This window comes from Microbacterium sp. SORGH_AS_1204 (genome assembly GCF_030818935.1).
In the GTDB taxonomy this organism is placed as follows: domain Bacteria; phylum Actinomycetota; class Actinomycetes; order Actinomycetales; family Microbacteriaceae; genus Microbacterium.
In genome coordinates, this window is record NZ_JAUTBD010000001.1 from 2,967,405 (window position 1) to 2,983,488 (window position 16,084).

Below are 16,084 nucleotides of genomic sequence, written 5' to 3' on the forward strand. Positions count from 1 at the left end.
CCCTCATGACCACGACCATGCGCGACGTCGCGAAGGCCGCCGGCGTCTCGGTCGCCACCGTGTCGCACGTCGTCAACGACAAGCCCGGCGCCCGCATCGGCGAAGACGCGCGGCGCCGGGTGCAGGAGGCCATCGTCGCCCTCGGCTACCGCCCCAATGCGCTCGCGAAGACGCTGTCGGAGGGGAGCTCGCGCTTCATCGGGCTGGTGGCGGATGCCATCGCCACCACGCCCTTCGCCGGTCAGATCATCCATGGCGCCCAGGACGAGGCGTGGCGTCACGGCTTCGTGCTGCTCGTGGCCAACACCGAGGGCAACGCCGCCGCCGAGAACGACGCGATCGCGATGATGCTGGAGCATCAGGTGCGCGGCATCCTGTACTCCACCTGGTACCACCGCGAGATCGATGTGCCGCCGCCGTTGCAGCACACCGAGACGGTGCTGGTGAACTGCTTCGCGGCCGACGATTCGTTCCCCGCCGTCGTGCCCGACGAGGAGCAGGGCGGCCGCACCGCGACCGAAGAGCTGCTGGCGGCGGGGCATCGCCGCATCGCGTTCGTGAACACCACGTCGCCCTCGCCGGCGCGGGTCGGTCGCCTCGCCGGGTACCGGGCGGCCCTCACCGCCGCGGGTGCCGACGTCGACGACGCCCTGGTCTTCGAGGCCGCCCCCGAGCAGGAGGGCGGCTACGACGTCGCCGAGGCCGTGGTCGCCTCGGGCGCGACGGGCGTCTTCTGCCACAACGACCGCGTCGCGATGGGCCTCTACGACGGCCTGCGTGAGCGGGGCCTGCGCATTCCCGACGACATCGCCGTCATCGGCTTCGACAACCAAGACGTCATCGCCGCGCATCTGCGACCCCCGCTGTCGACGGTGGCCCTCCCCCACTACGAGCTCGGCGCCGCGGGAGTGCGCACCCTGCTCGGTCTCGAATCCCCCGCCTCCGGTGCGCGGCAACTCGTCGCGTGCCCCTCCATTCCGCGAGAGTCCCTATGAACCTTCCCCGCCCGCGATTCCACCTCACCCCCTCCCGCAACTGGATGAACGACCCGAACGGGCTCGTCTACACCGGCGACCGCTGGCACGCGTTCTTCCAGTACAACCCCGAGGGAAACGACTGGGGCAACATGAGCTGGGGCCACGCCTCCAGCAGTGACCTGCTGCAGTGGGACGAGCACCCCGTGGCGCTGCCGCACCGCCCCGGCGAGCAGATCTTCTCGGGCTCCGTCGTCGCCGGCCCCGGCGACACCCTTACCGCGTTCTACACCAGCGCGTACGACCACGGCATCCAGGCCCAGTCGCGCGCGACCAGCGTCGACGGCGGCTCTACGTGGACTCCGGATGCCGCGAACCCGGTGCTCGATCGATCCAGCTCCGACTTCCGCGACCCCAAGGTGGTCCGCGTTCCCGGCGGCGGGTGGCTCATGCTCACCGTCGAGGCCGTCGAACGTCGGGTGGTGTTCTACGCCTCCGACGACCTCGCGACCTGGAGGGAGACGGGCTCGTTCGGCCCTCTGGGGCCGGAGGGCGTGGTGTGGGAGTGCCCGGATCTCGTCCACCTGCCCGTGGAGGGCACCGCGGAACGGGTCTGGGTGCTGCTGCTGAGCACCAACCCGGTCGGCGACGACGCGGATCCGGCAGGGTCGGCGATGCACTACGTCGTGGGCGACCTCGAGGGCGGCGTCTTCCGCTCGGACGCCATGAACCTCCGCTCTCTCGACCACGGTCGCGACTTCTACGCCGGCGTCACGTTCGACAGCGCTCCGGGCGGTGCCGCGGTGATGCTGGGGTGGATGAGCAACTGGCGCTACGCCCACGTCGTGCCCACCGCGCCCTGGCGCGGGGCCATGTCGCTGGCGCGGACACTCGGTCTGCGCCGCATCGACGGGGCGTTGCACCTCGTGCAGCGGCCCGTCCTTCCCCCCACCGCCGCGGGTGATGCGGCCCTGCTCACCGTCGAGCCGCACGCGGTACTCGAGCTGACATGGGATCCCGCAGCGACCGGGGCCGTGCACGTGCGGCTGTCCGGAGAAGGGGATGCCACGGTCGACATCGTCCACGACCCCGTGGCCCGCACGCTCGCCGTCTCGCGCTCCGGTGCCGTCGCCGACGCCCTGCATCCCGATTTCCCCGGCGAGCGCGCGGCGCCCCTCGTGGGGACGGCGGGTGCCCTGACGCTCGTCGTCGACGGCCCGCTGCTGGAGGTGTTCGCCGACGACGGTGCCACCGTGCTCTCGCACCTGGTGACACTCGGCGGCGGGCCGCTCACCGTCTCGGTCGCCGCCGAGACCGCGGTCGTCCCCGCCGTGCGCGTCAACGTCAACGTGGTCGGCGACGTCGCCGCCCAGGAAGGTCCCGCGGCTCCGGCGGCCGCCTGACCGACGTCTCCCCGAACCGCCGGACACCACCCGGCGGGTGCATCGTCGCGCCCGCCGATCACGAGGAAGTGAGAAGCACCATGCCGTTCGAGATCTCCCGTCGCGCCCTGCTGAAGGGCGCCGGGGCCGGGGCCTTCGGCCTCGCCCTGGCCTCCGTCGCTCCCCCGGCCGCCCAGGCCCAGACCGCATCGCAGCGTGCGGTATTCCACATGACACCGCCGACGGCGTGGCTCTGCGACCCGCAGCGCCCGATCGTCTCGGGCGGGCAGTACCAGCTCTACTACCTGCACTCCGACGTCAACAACGGCGCGGGCGGGTGGGATCACGCCACGACCGACGGCGTGAGCTTCACCCACCACGGCACGGTGATGCCGCTCACGAACGGCGTGCCGGTGTGGTCGGGGTGCCTCGTCGTCGACACCGCGAACACCGCCGGATTCGGGACGGGGGCCGTGATCGCCCTGGCCACACGACCGACCGATGGCATCCGCAAGTACCAGGAGCAGTACCTGTACTGGTCCACCGACGGCGGCTTCAGCTTCACGATGCTGCCCGACCCCGTGCTGGTCAACACCGACGGTCGCACCGCGCAGACCGCCGCCGAGATCGACAACGCCGAGTGGTGCCGCGACCCGAAGGTGCACTGGGATGCCGTGCGCGGCGAGTGGGTGATGGCGCTCGGTCGCGCACGGTACGCCGGGTTCTACACCTCGCCGAACCTGCGGCAGTGGACGTGGCGGAGCAACTTCGACTACCCGAATCCGCAGCTCGGCGGCATCGAGTGCCCCGACCTGTTCGAGATGACGGCGGACGACGGCACGCGTCATTGGGTGCTGGGCGCCAGCATGGACGCCTACGGAATCGGTCTGCCCATGACGTACGCCTACTGGATGGGCACGTGGAACGGCACCCGCTTCGTCGCGGACGACCTCACTCCCCAGTGGCTGGATTGGGGATGGGACTGGTACGGCGCGGTCACCTGGCCGAGCATCGAGGCCCCCGACACCACGCGCCTCGCGATCGGGTGGATGAACAACTGGAAGTACGCCGCCCGCGACGTCCCCACCGACGTCACCGACGGGTACAACGGCCAGAACTCGATCGTGCGCGAGCTGCGCCTCGAGCGGCAGTCCGGCGGCTGGTACAGCCTGCTGAGCGCCCCCATCGCCGCCCTCGCGGGCCGTGCCACCTCCACGGTCACGCTCCCCGACCGCACGGTGGACGGCAGCGCCGTCCTGCCGTGGAACGGGCGGGCCTACGAGCTCGAGCTCGACATGTCGTGGACGGATGCCACGAACGTCGGCGTCTCGGTCGGGCGGTCGGCCGACGGCTCCCGGCACACGAACATCGGCAAGTACGGCTCCGACCTCTATGTCGACCGCGGTCCGTCCGAGCGCAGCGGCTATGCACTGACCCCGTACACGCGCGCGGCGGCCCCCATCGACGCCGCCGCCCGGTCGGTCCACCTGCGCATCTTCGTCGACCGGCAGAGCGTCGAGGTGTTCGTCAACGCCGGCCACACGGTGCTGTCGCAGCAGGTGCATTTCCTGGAGGGCGACACCGGGATCTCGCTGTACACCGACGGCGGCCCGGCCCGGTTCTCCGGCATCACGATCCGCGAGTTCGGGGTGCCGGTGTAGGGGAAAGAGGGGGATCGACCGGGGGCGCCCGCGCCGCGCCCCCGGTCGCTATCACAGCCGGGCTCGAGCAGTCCAGGCCCCGGCACCGCAGCGGCATCCCGTAGAATCATCCGGAGCAAGGGGAGTACTCCCACCGCGACGATCTCGTCAGTACGGTTCACGCCATCGTGAGCCCGGGACGTCGGCCCCATCGCCGGGTGGAGGAGACCTTGGTGTCCTGCTGCACACCTTTTTCCCTTGGAGGCCGTCTTGGGCGTCACCCCCCTCGTCTGGATCATCACCATCGCGGTCACGATCGCGTTCTTCGTCTTCGAGTTCTTCGCCCACGTGCGAAAGCCCCACGAGCCGACCGTCGGCGAGTCCGCCCGCTGGTCGGCGTTCTACATCGGCCTGGCGCTGCTGTTCGGCGTCGGTATCGGCGTCTTCTCGGGGTGGACCTTCGGCGGTGAGTATTTCGCCGGGTATCTGACCGAGAAGGCGCTGTCGATCGACAACCTCTTCGTGTTCCTGATCATCATGACCGGGTTCGCGGTGCCGAAGAAGTACCAGCAGAAGGTGCTGATGATCGGCATCGTCATCGCGCTCATCATGCGCGGCGCGTTCATCGCGGTGGGTGCGGCGCTCATCGAGAACTTCTCGTGGATCTTCTACATCTTCGGCGCGCTGCTGCTCTTCCTCGCCTACCGTCAGGCGTTCTCGCACGGCGACGACGACCCCGCCAACGGCAAGTTCATGAAGTTCGTCCGTCGCATCCTCCCCGTGAGCGAGGAGTACAACGACGACAAGCTGACCGTCCAGAAGAACGGCAAGCGCTTCGTCACCCCGATGCTGCTGGTCATCATCGCCATCGGCTTCATCGACCTCGTCTTCGCGGTCGACTCCATCCCGGCGATCTACGGCCTGACGCAGGAGGCGTACATCGTCTTCACGGCCAACGCCTTCGCGCTCATGGGTCTGCGCCAGCTCTACTTCCTCATCGGCGGTCTGCTGGAGCGCCTCGTCTACCTCGCACAGGGCCTGGCCGTCATCCTGGCCTTCATCGGCGTCAAGCTCGTCCTGCACGCCATGCACGTCAACGAACTCCCGTTCATCAACGGCGGCGAGCCGATGCTGTGGGCGCCGGAGATCCCGATCTGGTTCTCGCTGCTGTTCATCGCCGCGACCGTGGCCGTGGCGACGTGGCTGAGCCTGCGGAAGACCCGCAACGACGCAGAGAAGAACAAGCGCGAGACCTTCGACGGCGAGAAGGTCATCCACGCTCCCGAGGACTGATCCCCCGCGGGGGTGGCGTCAGCCGCCCCCGCAGAACCGATCTCCGCACAGCGGGCCGGCGGCACCAGCCGCGGGCCCGCTGTCGTATCCGGCGCGTGTGCGCAACCCCGACGAGCACGTCAGGGCGTCGGCCTACCGTTGCCGGCATGACGCGATTCGGCTACACCCTCATGACCGAGCAGAGCGGCCCGCGGGCGCTCGTGGACTACGCCGTCGGCGCCGAGCGCGCCGGCTACGACTTCCTGGTCTCCAGCGACCACTACTCCCCCTGGCTGACCAGCCAGGGCCACGCCCCGTACGCCTGGACGGTGCTCGGCGCCGTGGCGCACGCCACCTCGAACGTCGAGTTGATGACGTACGTCACCTGCCCCACGGTTCGGTACCACCCCGCGGTCGTCGCGCAGAAGGCGGCGACGCTGCAGCTGCTGTCGGAGGGCCGCTTCACCCTCGGTCTCGGCTCGGGTGAGAACCTCAACGAGCACGTCGTCGGCGAGGGGTGGCCCGCGGTGCACGCGCGCCAGGACATGTTGGTCGAGGCGATCGAGATCATCCGCGCGCTCCACACCGGCGACCTCGTCACCTACGACGGCGAGTACTTCCGCGTCGACTCCGCCCGTGTGTGGGACGCGCCCGACGGCGGCGTGCCGATCGGCGTGGCCGTCTCGGGCGAGCACTCGATCCGGCGCTTCGCCCCGCTCGGCGACCACCTCATCACCACCGAACCGGATGCCGAGATCGTGCAGGGCTGGGACGAGCACCACGAGGGCGACTCGCGCAAGATCGGACAGATCCCGATCAGCTGGGACCCCGACAAGGATGCCGCGATCGCCCGCGCGCACGACCAGTTCCGCTGGTTCGCCGGCGGCTGGTCCGTGAACGCCGACCTGCCGACTCCGGCGGGTTTCGCCGGCGCGTCGCAGTTCGTGCGCCCGGAAGACGTCGCGGAGTCCATCGCGTGCGGCCCCGACCTGGACGAACTCGCCGAGAGCGTCCGCCCCTTCATCGACGCCGGCTTCACCGACATCGCCATCGTGCAGGTCGGCGACGAGCAGCAGCAGCGCTTCGTCGACGAGATCGCCGAGCCCCTGCTGGACAAGCTCCGCGCGCTGTGAGCAGAGGGGCCCGCACCGCGGGGCGGGCCCCTCCCACTGAGCGGACCGGTCCTTGACCGCGCGACCTCCCGCGCAGAACGCGAGGTTCGCGAGCCCGGAGTGGGGACGGACGTCGACATCCGGCACCCGAAGAGGGGGCGTTGCGGCGGCCGGGCGCCTCACACGCTGTTGCGCAGGTCCCGGAAGAACGCATCGACGTGTGCTCGCAGTCCTGCGATGCGGCGATCGCGTGCTGCCGCCGCATCGTGCCCGAGATAGGCCGGCGGGTCCAGCCGGCGCACGTTCCGCGAGCACTCGAACCCCGCGCACACGAGAGTGCCGACCGTGTTGCCTGACCGTCCGGCCCTCCCCGCTCGGCGTGCGCTGAAGAACACGACGTCGTTCGGGAGCGTGACGTCGGCGCACCACGAGCACTGCGGCCGTGTACGCGTGAGCTGCTCCGCCTGACGCAGCTGGAGGCCGACGGGCTCGCCGTCGATCTCGGCCACGACGAATCCGAGCAGCGGCGCCTTGGCGTCACGCCATCCGATGTAGTCGAGGCGGTCCCAGTCGGCGTCGCCGATGTCGTGGGGAAGGACGATGGCGCTGCGCTCACGGGTGGAGACGTTGACGAACGAGGCGCGAAGCGCGGGTACGGACAAGGCGTGCATGGGTGATCCCGTCGATGGGCCGCCCGGTGTAGACGCGGGCGGCGGTGCGTCCGCGCAGTCGCGGACAGGTGCGGTCGAACGACGACCGGGAGGAGCGACGCTCCCGCTCGCGACGGGAGGTCGGACGCCGGTCACCCGGCGGGAGAGACGACGAGGAACACGCCTGTGCCGCCGGCGCTTCGCGCGCCGACAACCCCCTCACGCCCGGAGGGCATCGACGGGGAGAAGGGGGACATGCCCCCAGAATACGCCGGTCAGGCGCGGAAGGCCGCGGAACCCAGGGTGCGCTCGACGGTCATCTCGAGCACGACCCGGTCGGGGTTGACGCGCGGCTGCCGGTACCGCGCGGCGTACAGCTCGACCGCGTGCGCCACGGCATCCGGATCGTCCGTCACCCGCGCGGGGCCCTCGAAACTGATCCAGCGCCCCCCGTCGACCGAGCAGATCGAGGCGCGACCGCTGCGCGCCGCATTGACGAACTTCTGCGTGCCGCGCGAACCGATCACCCGCACGATGCCGTCTTCGTAGGTGAACCCGACGGGGACGGCGTGCACGCGCCCGGAGCGCCCAAGGGTCGAGAGGGTGGCGAGGTGGTAATCGCTCAGGAAAGAGCGCGCGTCGTCGGTCAGCACCCCTCCAGCGTCCCACGCGAAAGGGGGTTCGATACCGTTCGCGTCGCGGCATCCCACCGTCGCAACCCCGTCGCGGTCACCGCGAGTTCGCTCGCGCCGGCTTCGGCGAGCACCGCCAGCGCGTCGCCCACTCGGTCGAGCGGCACTCGACGGGCGAGGGTGATGTGGGCGGTCCATGCCCTGGGGAGGGTGTGCGCCGCGTCATCGCCGGAACCGGCGAGCTCGTGCAGCCGCGCATGGAAGGCCAGCAATTCGGGTGACGGGATGACGGAACGCGCGATGACGCGGGAGCGTCCGACGCCGAAGAGCAACGGAGCCCCCAGGGTGAGCGCGAGGGGGAGGTCTTCGGCGAGCGCGCGGAGGTCGGGCGAGCCCAGCTGGGGACGCACGAGCAGGGTCACGTGCGGGCGATTGCTCTGCCCCGTGTGACGCGCCTGACTCGGCAGACCGGCGGCGACGAGAGCGTCCCACTCCCGGCGCACCGCCTCGTCGGAGGCCCCGTCGAAGACGAGCTCGAGACTGACGACATCGGCCATGCGACGATCAGCGCGTCGACCACCACGCCGCCGCGACCAGCAGCGGCTGTAAGAACAGACGGGTGAGGCGCTTTCGGTCGGTGTCGAGGCCGAAGGCGGAGCGGCCCTTGCGCCATTGGTCGATGTTGCCGGGGAAGATGGCGACGTAGAACGCGGCGAGCGCGGCACCGATACGTCGACGTTCTCGGGGCAGGGCGACGAGGGCGATACCGAGAGCCGCCTCGACGACCCCGGACGCCACTACGACGGCATCCCGATCCAACGGTCCGTGCTCCACGAGGGCGTCGGGCACCTGCGCCTGGAAGTCCCGGCGGGCGAACGTCAGGTGGGCGATGCCGGCGAAGATCATGGCAGCTGCCAGAAGCCAGCGAACGAGTGATCTCATGCCGTCACGCTAGTCGGCCACGGACGCCGCCCCCGCGGGCTTGACGGACGTCCCGGTCGACATCGTGCAACGGCTACGACACACGTCCGGATTACGCAACCCCGAGCCGCTCGCGACCTGCCCCGCTTGACTGGAACGGCCGAGGAGGGAGGTGCCCCGTGACCATGACCGACGCGACGTCCTCCGCGATGCGGGAAGGGGATCTGGACGCGCTCCTCGTGCGTGCCGCGTCCGGGGATTGCGACGCATTCGCTGAGTTCTACGACGCGACCGCACCGCGCGTGTACGCGGTGCTGCTGTCACTGACCGGCCTCGCTGCGCGGGCCGATGCCCTGCTCGAGGGGATCTACGTCGAGGCGTGGGAGCGGATGCGCGGTCGCGACGCCCCGCCGTGCCCGGGCCTCGAATGGATGTCCGCGATCGCACACCGTCACGCGGCGGGTCGCTGACTACCCTTTCAGCGGGCGCCGGCGTTCTGCGGCGCAGGGCTCTGCTGCACGTCGAGGTCGACGGTGAGGCCGCTGGACGAGTTGGCCGCGTTGGCATACGCCTGCAGCAGGACATTGTCGAGCATCTCGGGCTCGGCGGTCGCGAAGACGAATCGGAGCGGAATCGACGGCTGGATCCAGATCGTGCTGCGACCCGCCGGCTCGTCTGCGGGGTGACGCCACGACATCGTGAAGCTCTCACCCCGGCGGAGCTTGGTCGCGATGACGACTTTGATGTGGGCGAGCACGCGATCCGGAATATGGATCGGGCTCGCGGAAGAGCCATAGAACAAACAGCCCATGATCTTGTCCTCTCAGGAGAACCGGCGGTTTCAAATTTTACTAGATTGCCTAACTATCGCCAAGTGAATTCCCTCTGAACGGGCCACGACCAGGCGTTGTTGCACTCAGACGAAAATCTCTCGCTCCTCTGGAATCTCGGTCACCTAACTAGAATGTCTTCACGGGTGGCTGGAGCCTCGAGGAGACGCATGACGATCGAGATCGACGACGACGCCGCAACGACCGCCGCACGCGCAGTGGAACGCCTCCGCCTCGCCGAGGCACGCCTCGCGCGCAGGCGCCAAACCGACTGCGGCCCGAGCGAGAACGCGCGGGCCGCCATGCGCCTGGTGCTCGAACGCGCCGATGCCGGAGCAACCGTCACCCCCACCGAGATCGCACAGCACCTCGGCATCTCGGCCGCTTCGGTCACCGGCATGCTGGACCGCCTCCACGCGGGCGGACTCATCGCCTTCGTCGTCAACCCGACCGATCGACGCAGCAAGTTCGTCGTGCCCTTCGACCGGGGCACCCATCCGGAGACCATCGACCCGGTCACCGCACAGATCCGGGCCTTCGCGGCCGCACTGCCGCACGGCACCGCTGATCAGGTCGCCGCGTTCCTCGACCGTGTGCGCGAGGTCGTCGACGCCGAGTGCACCTGACCGCCCCCGTCAGGGGCGCGGGGCGGCGTCCGGGTCGGGTTCGGAAACGATGCTGAGCCCCTGGGGCGCGCTCGCCTCGTTCATGAGGTCATCGACCCAGCGTCGGTTCAGGTGCGGTGGACGGCTGCCGTAGAAATGGAAGACGAGCGGGATCGACGGCGAGATCCACAATGAGCGCGTACCGCTGCCGTCGGACATCGGGAAATGGAACATGAACGACTCACCGCGCCGCAGTTTGTTCATGAAGACCACACGCAGATGAGAGAGCGTCCGATCCTCGATGTCGAAAGAGTGGCCGAGGCTGTTGTAAACCAGTTTTCCCACCGAACAAATCTATACACGTTCTCGTGACGAACTATCTGGCTGATCTGATCGAATCGACGAGTAGCAGGATAGGGACACCATGGCGTGCGACCGGAGTGCGCGGCAAGAAATGTGCCAAGATTGCGCAAGTCGCTATGCGACACCGCCTCTCGGGGGAGAACGCGGGCGCGAAAGCGCGAAAGCGGAGGAGTGGGTCAGATGAGCGGGAGCACCGAGCGCGCGAAGACGGCGGTGATCGTCGAGGACGACCCCGACATCCGTCATCTCCTGTCGGAGGTCCTCGAATCGGCCGGATTCTCCACCGTCGCCGTCGGAAACGGCATAGACGGGGTCGACGCGGTGACCACCCATCACCCGCTCATCACGACCCTCGACGTCAACATGCCGGGGATCGACGGGTTCGAAGCCGCGCGGCGCATCCGCCAGCGCAGCGACACCTACATCATCATGTTGACGGGGCTCGAAGAGGAGGCCGACGTCGTGCTGGGTCTCGGGGCCGGTGCCGACGAATACGTCGTCAAGCCGTTCCGTCCGCGCGAACTGCGGGCACGGATCGAGGCCCTGCTGCGCCGACCACGTGCGGGCGAGGCCGGCGACGCGCTCCCACCACGTCAGAACGACGCGGGAACGCCCACCCCCGCCCGGGACGCGATGACCGACGCTGCGCCCGCGACCTCACCCAGCCGATCCGCAGAGGGCGGGGCCGCCGACGCCGGCGATTGGCTCGTGCACCGCGATCTCCACCTCGATCCCGACAGCCGCATCGTGCGACTCGGAGGAGAGGACCTCGAGCTGACCCGCACGGAGTTCGATCTGCTCGCAACCCTGATGGAATCGAAACGGCGCGTACGCAGCAAAGCGGATCTCACCCTCGTGCTGCGGGGAGAGTCCTATGTGACGAGCTACTTCGTCGGCGATGCCGACAAGCGGGCGATCGAAGCGCATATGACCAACCTGCGCCGCAAGCTCGGCGACAGTCCGCTCAATCCGCTCTACATCGAGACCGTTCGCGGCGTGGGGTACCGCCTGACGTCGGAGCTGTCCGGCTCCTGATGCCCCGGGGAAGGACAGCCGCCTCGAGCCCCGCGGGGACCGAGGCACCTATTCCTCCGACCGTTCGAGCGACCGACGTCGGTCGGCGCTCAGACGGAGGTCCCGTCGGCGCGACGGACGAGTCGAGAGAGCATGGTCAGCGTCTGCAGTGCCACGACCACGCCGACGACAGCCCATCCGACCCGCAGAACCGTCGACTGCGCCGTGGGCACCGCCAGCGCCCATCCGGCGATCAGGGCGACCACAGCGGCGATGAACGTGATCGTCGGCACCACGGCACCGCGGCGACCGACGCCGTGCGCCGCTCCCCGCACGGCTCGATCACGCGACGTGCTTGGCAGAAGGCGCCGGGACCAGGCACGCACGGTGCACACGATGCGTACCCACCTGAACGCCTCCGCAGGAATCCCGAGCACCGCGAAGAGGACGTCGGTGCGCTCAGCCTTCTGCATGGCGAACGTGAGGCGCAGGTTCGACAGCACGGCGATGACCGGTGGGATCAGCCACCACGGCGAGAAGACGAACGCCTCCACCGACAGCGACGCCGCCAGAAGCGCCAGGAAAGCCACGCGCACGAACAGGCCGGCCAGTATGCCGAGGTTCTCGGACCACGGCACCCGCAGGGTCGGATGAAGCGGCTGCGCGTTCGCGTCGCCCCACCGGCCGGGCCACAGGACGTCGATGACCTCCCCGATCCTCTCGACCTGCTGGGCGCCATAAGCCGACAGCGTCACCACCGCCTTCACGGCGACGCGCGCCGTGGTGCTGATCCTCGTGAGATAGCCGGCGCTCCTGATGTGCATCGAGAGCAGGAGACCCCCGGCTTGCGCGCCCTCGATCCATGGAGTCGACCGGCGGGTCTGGGTCATCGCATCTCGCAGTGCGGCGACGGAGAAGAGCACGAACGGTCCGTCGAGCACGGCCGTGTTCCGGCGCGACAGATTCTGCAGCGTGGATCTCGCGGACTGCGCGCGCTGTCCGGCGACGAGGAAGCGAGCGATCACGCCGGTGGTCCGCTCGGAAGCGACGGTGCAGATCGCCGACACGCCGCCGATGCGAGCATCCGAGAGGGCCTCCGCCTCGAGGTCCTCGACGGCACGGGGGTGGGCGACCGCGCCGCCGTCGACGCTCAGCAGGTAGTCGCATCCTTCGACGAGGAAGTAGCCGTAGTTGAGGGCGCCCGCTCTCAGTCCGGGGTTGTCGCCGATGTCGTGCACGAACACCTCTGTGCACTGCGTGCCGAGCTCGGTGTGCAGCTCGTGCGGCCCGCTGAGCTCCGAAGCGATCTCCCGCGTGGCATCCGAACTGTCGCCGACGATGACATGGATGACATCCGGCACCCGGGTCTGCGCGAGGAGAGCCGCGAGGGCACCGGCGATCGACGCCTCCCGGTCGGAGACCGAGACGACGCATCCGATTGTCGAGCGGTGCACGTTCGTATCGCTGAGAACGGCCGTCAGCTCATCGACGTGCCGGTCGTGCTCCGCCGCGGGGCAAGACGGGGACGGACGGGGGCGGGAGGTGACGCTCGGCGCATCGGTCATGGCAGCGGTCTCCCTCCTACCCGGGGTTTGTTGGCCGTATCCCACTTTGGGGCGGTGGCCGCAACGCTCCCGCGTGTACGCAACACCGTCCCCGCAAGATTTCCTCAAGATTCGCGGCACCGTTCGAGAGCGGGTCTCTCGTGATCGTTCTCGCCCTCCTCTCCGCCATCACCGCCGCCGGTGTCGGCCTGGCGATCCTGTTCCTCGCCCACGGGCGTCACGAGGACGATCGCGGCGGCGCGCGCGCCGAGATGGTCCGCTATTTCGGGATGGCCGCCATCGCCGCTCTGTTGTGCGGAGCGATGAACGTCCTGGAGGCGGCGGGCGGCGGCAGGGCGGCCGCCGCCGGCGGTAACGCGACGAACGTGATGGCCGTGGGTCTGCTGTGGGCGGGAGCCCGGCGCGTGAATCACCGCCGCGCGGTCGGAGCGATCGGCATCGTCGCCGTCGGGATCTTCCTGCTCGGGCTGACCTTCCTGATTCCGCTCGTGGATGCCACGGTACTCAAGACCGCCGGGCTCGTCGTGTTCGCCGTTCTCGGGGCTCTCGAGTGCACGCGTCGACCGTTCGCCGCTCTGCCGGGCAGGGGCCTGCTCGTGTGGAGTATGGCCCTGTACGCCGCCTACAACGCTGCGCGACTCGTCGTCGCCCTGGCAGCGGGCTCGAAGGCCCTCACAGGGCCCGGCGCGGTTTCCGCCGAGACGACGGCCCTCGTCAGCGCAGTCGTCATCGCGGTCGCCGCTGCGGGAACCGTTCGGATCGGACGGCAGCTCGACGACCGGCCGTCGCCCGGCACACCCGCGCACGACCGAGGAGCCCTCCGGCGCGAGACCGCACGGCTCATCGAGGCCCACGGCGGCGCGAGCGTCACGCTCATCCGTCTGCCGGACATCGACCTGATCCGAACGGCGCACAGTGTTGCGCAGGGAAAGCGGTTGCTCGACGCCGCCGCCGGCGCCGTCGATGACGCGCTGCCGCATGTCGTGACGGGCCAGCCGTCACGGGACATCGTCTTCGTCGTCGCCTCCGCCGAGACGGATACGACCGTGATGGAGTCGTCGGTACGCCGCGCATTCGCGCGACGTATGCCTCTGCTCGAGTACGACGATGTCCCGACCCTCGCTTTCGAACACTCGCTCGTGCGGACGGTGGACGCCATGTCCGCGCTGATGGGCACCGGCCGTCGCTGGTCGCGCCGTGGTCTGGTCGACGGGGTGTGACGCGCGCATGATGCCCGATCACGACGTCAACTCCCCCGCCGGAGACCATTCCGCCACCCCTGCGGACGCCGTGGATAAGCTCGGGATCATGGCGACCCCGAGAAGCTCAGCACCTGCTTCTGCGGACGACGCTGGTGACGACGACGCGGGCGGCCTCGGCGGCCGTACCCGGTCGGTGTGGCTGCACCAGCTCATTCTGGGCGTGAGCGTCATGATCACCGTCTTGCTCGTCCAGATGATCGAGCCGGCGCTCTTCGCGTACTGGCCGTTCTCGGCGGGCGTCGGTGTCGTCATCGCGCTCACAGCCGTGGCCATCGTGGTCCCCTGGCACAGGCTGCCCCGCGCGACGGTGTCCCTCATCCCGTTCGGCGACATCATCGCCATCGGTCTCATGAGCATCGGCACCGACCTGCGCTTCGGGTTCTTCTGGGTCTTCCCGATCATGTGGATCGCCTCGCAGTTCCTCCTGGTCTCCCTCGTCTCCGCGCTCGGGGCCGTCGGCGTCCTCATCCTCCTCGATGCGACCCTGAACGCGACGGGGCCCTCCTCGGCGCTGCGGTTCCTCGTCGTGCTGCTCTCGCTCACGTTCATCGCGATCACCACCTACCTCTCCGCCCGGCAGACCCGTGCGTTCAAGCTGTTGCTGCGGCGGCAGGCGAAACGGCTGCAGGGGACTCTTCAACGCGTCTCGGGCCAGGAACGGCGCGTGTCCCAGATGCTGAACGGTCTCGACACCGGCATCGCCCGCCTCTCGGCCGAGGGGGAGGTGCTCGCCCTCAACGACGCCTATGTCGCCCTGTACGGGATCGAACGCGACGAACCGCAGCGGCCCGGGGGCGCGATCGAGTACGCGACGCTGCGGGGCGAGCCCGTCCCCGACGACGAGCGACTGTTCGCCCGAGCCGCCCGGGGCGAGCAGTTCGCCGACGAGCGGGTGTGGCTGTTCGACACCCGCGGTGAGTGGCACGCACTGTCGGTGTCGACCCGGAGGCTCGTCTCGTCCGACGAACCCGAGAGCACGCTGCTGATCGTGCATGACGTCACCGCCCTCATCGAATCCGAACGCGCCCGCGAGCGACTGGCGGCGACGGTGTCGCACGAGCTGCGCAATCCGCTCACGGCGATCATCGGCCACGCCGATCTCCTCCTCGACCGTTCCGATCTCACGCCGAAGGTGCGTGAGGAGCTCGAGGTCGTCTCGGCCGCGGGCGAACGCATGCAAAAACTGATCTCCGAGATCCTCGCCGCCTCTCGCGGCGTGTTCCGTGAGTCGACTGTTCCCGTCGCAGCCGACGCGAGCCGCATCATCGCGTCCTCCCTCACCTCGTTCCGGCCGGCGGCGGCGGCGCGGCGGGTGAATGTGATCGATGATCTCCCGCCGACCGCCGACGTGGCGGGCGACGGCTTCCGCCTGCGCCAGGCCTTCGACAACATCTTGAGCAACGCGATCAAGTACACCCCGTCGGGCGGGACCGTCCGCATCTCCGGCGAGGTCTCCCCCGACGATGCCATCCTGCGGTTCACCGACACCGGTATCGGCATCGATTCCGACGACCTCGACCGCGTGTTCGACCCCTACTTCCGCGCCCGCACGGCGCGCGAGAGCGGAACGCCGGGAACCGGACTGGGGATGGGGATCATCCGCAGCATCGTGGAGGATCAGGGGGGCTCGCTCTTCCTCGAGAGCGAGCTCGGCGTGGGCACCACGGTGACGGTCGTCCTGCCCGCGTTCACGGAGGACCCCGCGACCTGACAGAGGCGCATCGAGCGGACGCGGCATCCGCCGAGACGACCACCAGCGGTCTTCGCCGTCGTGCTCGCCCGCGGCCTGCGACGGTCCGTCGGAGGGCTCACGGGTGAAACGGCGGGTGACAAATCGGTTCCACCACCGCACCTGTCGCCGG

The 16,084-nt window shown here is 69.3% G+C and carries 17 protein-coding genes; 10 read left to right on the forward strand and 7 right to left on the reverse strand.

Features of this window, described 5'->3' with window-relative positions; genetic code table 11:
* Window positions 1-5 precede the first annotated feature (5 nt).
* From QE410_RS13640 to QE410_RS13660, 5 genes are all read left to right on the forward strand, one after another.
* On the forward strand, window positions 6-995 hold the full coding sequence (locus QE410_RS13640; protein WP_307333044.1) for a LacI family DNA-binding transcriptional regulator: 990 nt from the start codon (window positions 6-8) through the stop codon (window positions 993-995).
* Window positions 992-2,377, forward strand: coding sequence for a glycoside hydrolase family 32 protein (locus tag QE410_RS13645; RefSeq protein WP_307333046.1), 1,386 nt, complete (start codon window positions 992-994; stop codon window positions 2,375-2,377). The genes QE410_RS13640 and QE410_RS13645 overlap by 4 nt, the downstream gene beginning before the upstream one ends.
* Before the next feature lie 80 nt (window positions 2,378-2,457).
* Window positions 2,458-4,017: a glycoside hydrolase family 32 protein gene (locus tag QE410_RS13650; RefSeq protein ID WP_307333047.1), complete on the forward strand. Its 1,560-nt coding sequence runs from the start codon at window positions 2,458-2,460 to the stop codon at window positions 4,015-4,017.
* Window positions 4,018-4,266: 249 nt separating this feature from the next.
* Complete coding sequence (locus QE410_RS13655; RefSeq protein WP_307333049.1) at window positions 4,267-5,289, forward strand: TerC family protein; 1,023 nt, start codon at window positions 4,267-4,269, stop codon at window positions 5,287-5,289.
* A 146-nt stretch (window positions 5,290-5,435) separates the two neighbouring features.
* A complete protein-coding gene (locus tag QE410_RS13660) occupies window positions 5,436-6,401 on the forward strand; it encodes an LLM class F420-dependent oxidoreductase (protein WP_307333051.1) in 966 nt (321 codons plus the stop codon).
* 158 nt (window positions 6,402-6,559) lie between these two features.
* On the opposite strand, the gene QE410_RS13665 is transcribed toward QE410_RS13660, so the two are convergent.
* The 4 genes from QE410_RS13665 to QE410_RS13680 all read right to left on the reverse strand — a co-directional run bounded on the left by QE410_RS13665 (window position 6,560) and on the right by QE410_RS13680 (window position 8,604).
* On the reverse strand, window positions 6,560-7,051 hold the full coding sequence (locus QE410_RS13665; protein WP_307333053.1) for an FBP domain-containing protein: 492 nt from the start codon (window positions 7,049-7,051) through the stop codon (window positions 6,560-6,562).
* Between the two features lie 254 nt (window positions 7,052-7,305).
* A complete protein-coding gene (locus QE410_RS13670; protein WP_307333055.1) occupies window positions 7,306-7,683 on the reverse strand; it encodes a PPOX class F420-dependent oxidoreductase in 378 nt (125 codons plus the stop codon).
* Window positions 7,677-8,219: a 2'-5' RNA ligase family protein gene (locus QE410_RS13675; RefSeq protein WP_307333058.1), complete on the reverse strand. Its 543-nt coding sequence runs from the start codon at window positions 8,217-8,219 to the stop codon at window positions 7,677-7,679. Before QE410_RS13675 ends, QE410_RS13670 begins: the two co-directional genes overlap by 7 nt.
* A 7-nt stretch (window positions 8,220-8,226) precedes the next feature.
* Window positions 8,227-8,604: a MauE/DoxX family redox-associated membrane protein gene (locus QE410_RS13680; RefSeq protein ID WP_307333060.1), complete on the reverse strand. Its 378-nt coding sequence runs from the start codon at window positions 8,602-8,604 to the stop codon at window positions 8,227-8,229.
* A 158-nt stretch (window positions 8,605-8,762) separates the two neighbouring features.
* Between QE410_RS13680 and QE410_RS13685 the strand changes: the two genes are divergently transcribed.
* On the forward strand, window positions 8,763-9,053 hold the full coding sequence (locus QE410_RS13685; protein WP_307333062.1) for a hypothetical protein: 291 nt from the start codon (window positions 8,763-8,765) through the stop codon (window positions 9,051-9,053).
* A gap of 8 nt (window positions 9,054-9,061) precedes the next feature.
* Here QE410_RS13685 and QE410_RS13690 read toward each other — a convergent pair whose 3' ends face one another.
* On the reverse strand, window positions 9,062-9,340 hold the full coding sequence (locus QE410_RS13690) for a hypothetical protein (protein ID WP_373459346.1): 279 nt from the start codon (window positions 9,338-9,340) through the stop codon (window positions 9,062-9,064).
* 243 nt (window positions 9,341-9,583) lie between these two features.
* On the opposite strand from QE410_RS13690, the gene QE410_RS13695 reads away from it, so the two are divergent.
* Complete coding sequence (locus tag QE410_RS13695; RefSeq protein ID WP_307333066.1) at window positions 9,584-10,039, forward strand: MarR family transcriptional regulator; 456 nt, start codon at window positions 9,584-9,586, stop codon at window positions 10,037-10,039.
* A gap of 9 nt (window positions 10,040-10,048) precedes the next feature.
* On the opposite strand, the gene QE410_RS13700 is transcribed toward QE410_RS13695, so the two are convergent.
* Window positions 10,049-10,363, reverse strand: coding sequence for an ATP-dependent DNA ligase (locus QE410_RS13700; protein ID WP_307333068.1), 315 nt, complete (start codon window positions 10,361-10,363; stop codon window positions 10,049-10,051).
* Between the two features lie 198 nt (window positions 10,364-10,561).
* Here QE410_RS13700 and QE410_RS13705 point away from each other — a divergent pair, with 198 nt between their 5' ends.
* Window positions 10,562-11,416: a response regulator transcription factor gene (locus QE410_RS13705; RefSeq protein WP_307333070.1), complete on the forward strand. Its 855-nt coding sequence runs from the start codon at window positions 10,562-10,564 to the stop codon at window positions 11,414-11,416.
* A gap of 89 nt (window positions 11,417-11,505) precedes the next feature.
* Here the strand turns inward: QE410_RS13705 and QE410_RS13710 are convergent, their stop codons facing one another.
* Window positions 11,506-12,960, reverse strand: coding sequence for a glycosyltransferase (locus tag QE410_RS13710; protein ID WP_307333071.1), 1,455 nt, complete (start codon window positions 12,958-12,960; stop codon window positions 11,506-11,508).
* 140 nt (window positions 12,961-13,100) lie between these two features.
* On the opposite strand from QE410_RS13710, the gene QE410_RS13715 reads away from it, so the two are divergent.
* A complete protein-coding gene (locus QE410_RS13715) occupies window positions 13,101-14,180 on the forward strand; it encodes a hypothetical protein (RefSeq protein ID WP_307333073.1) in 1,080 nt (359 codons plus the stop codon).
* A gap of 88 nt (window positions 14,181-14,268) precedes the next feature.
* Window positions 14,269-15,933, forward strand: a complete 1,665-nt coding sequence (locus tag QE410_RS13720; protein ID WP_307333075.1) for a cell wall metabolism sensor histidine kinase WalK — start codon at window positions 14,269-14,271, stop codon at window positions 15,931-15,933.
* Window positions 15,934-16,084 lie beyond the last annotated feature (151 nt).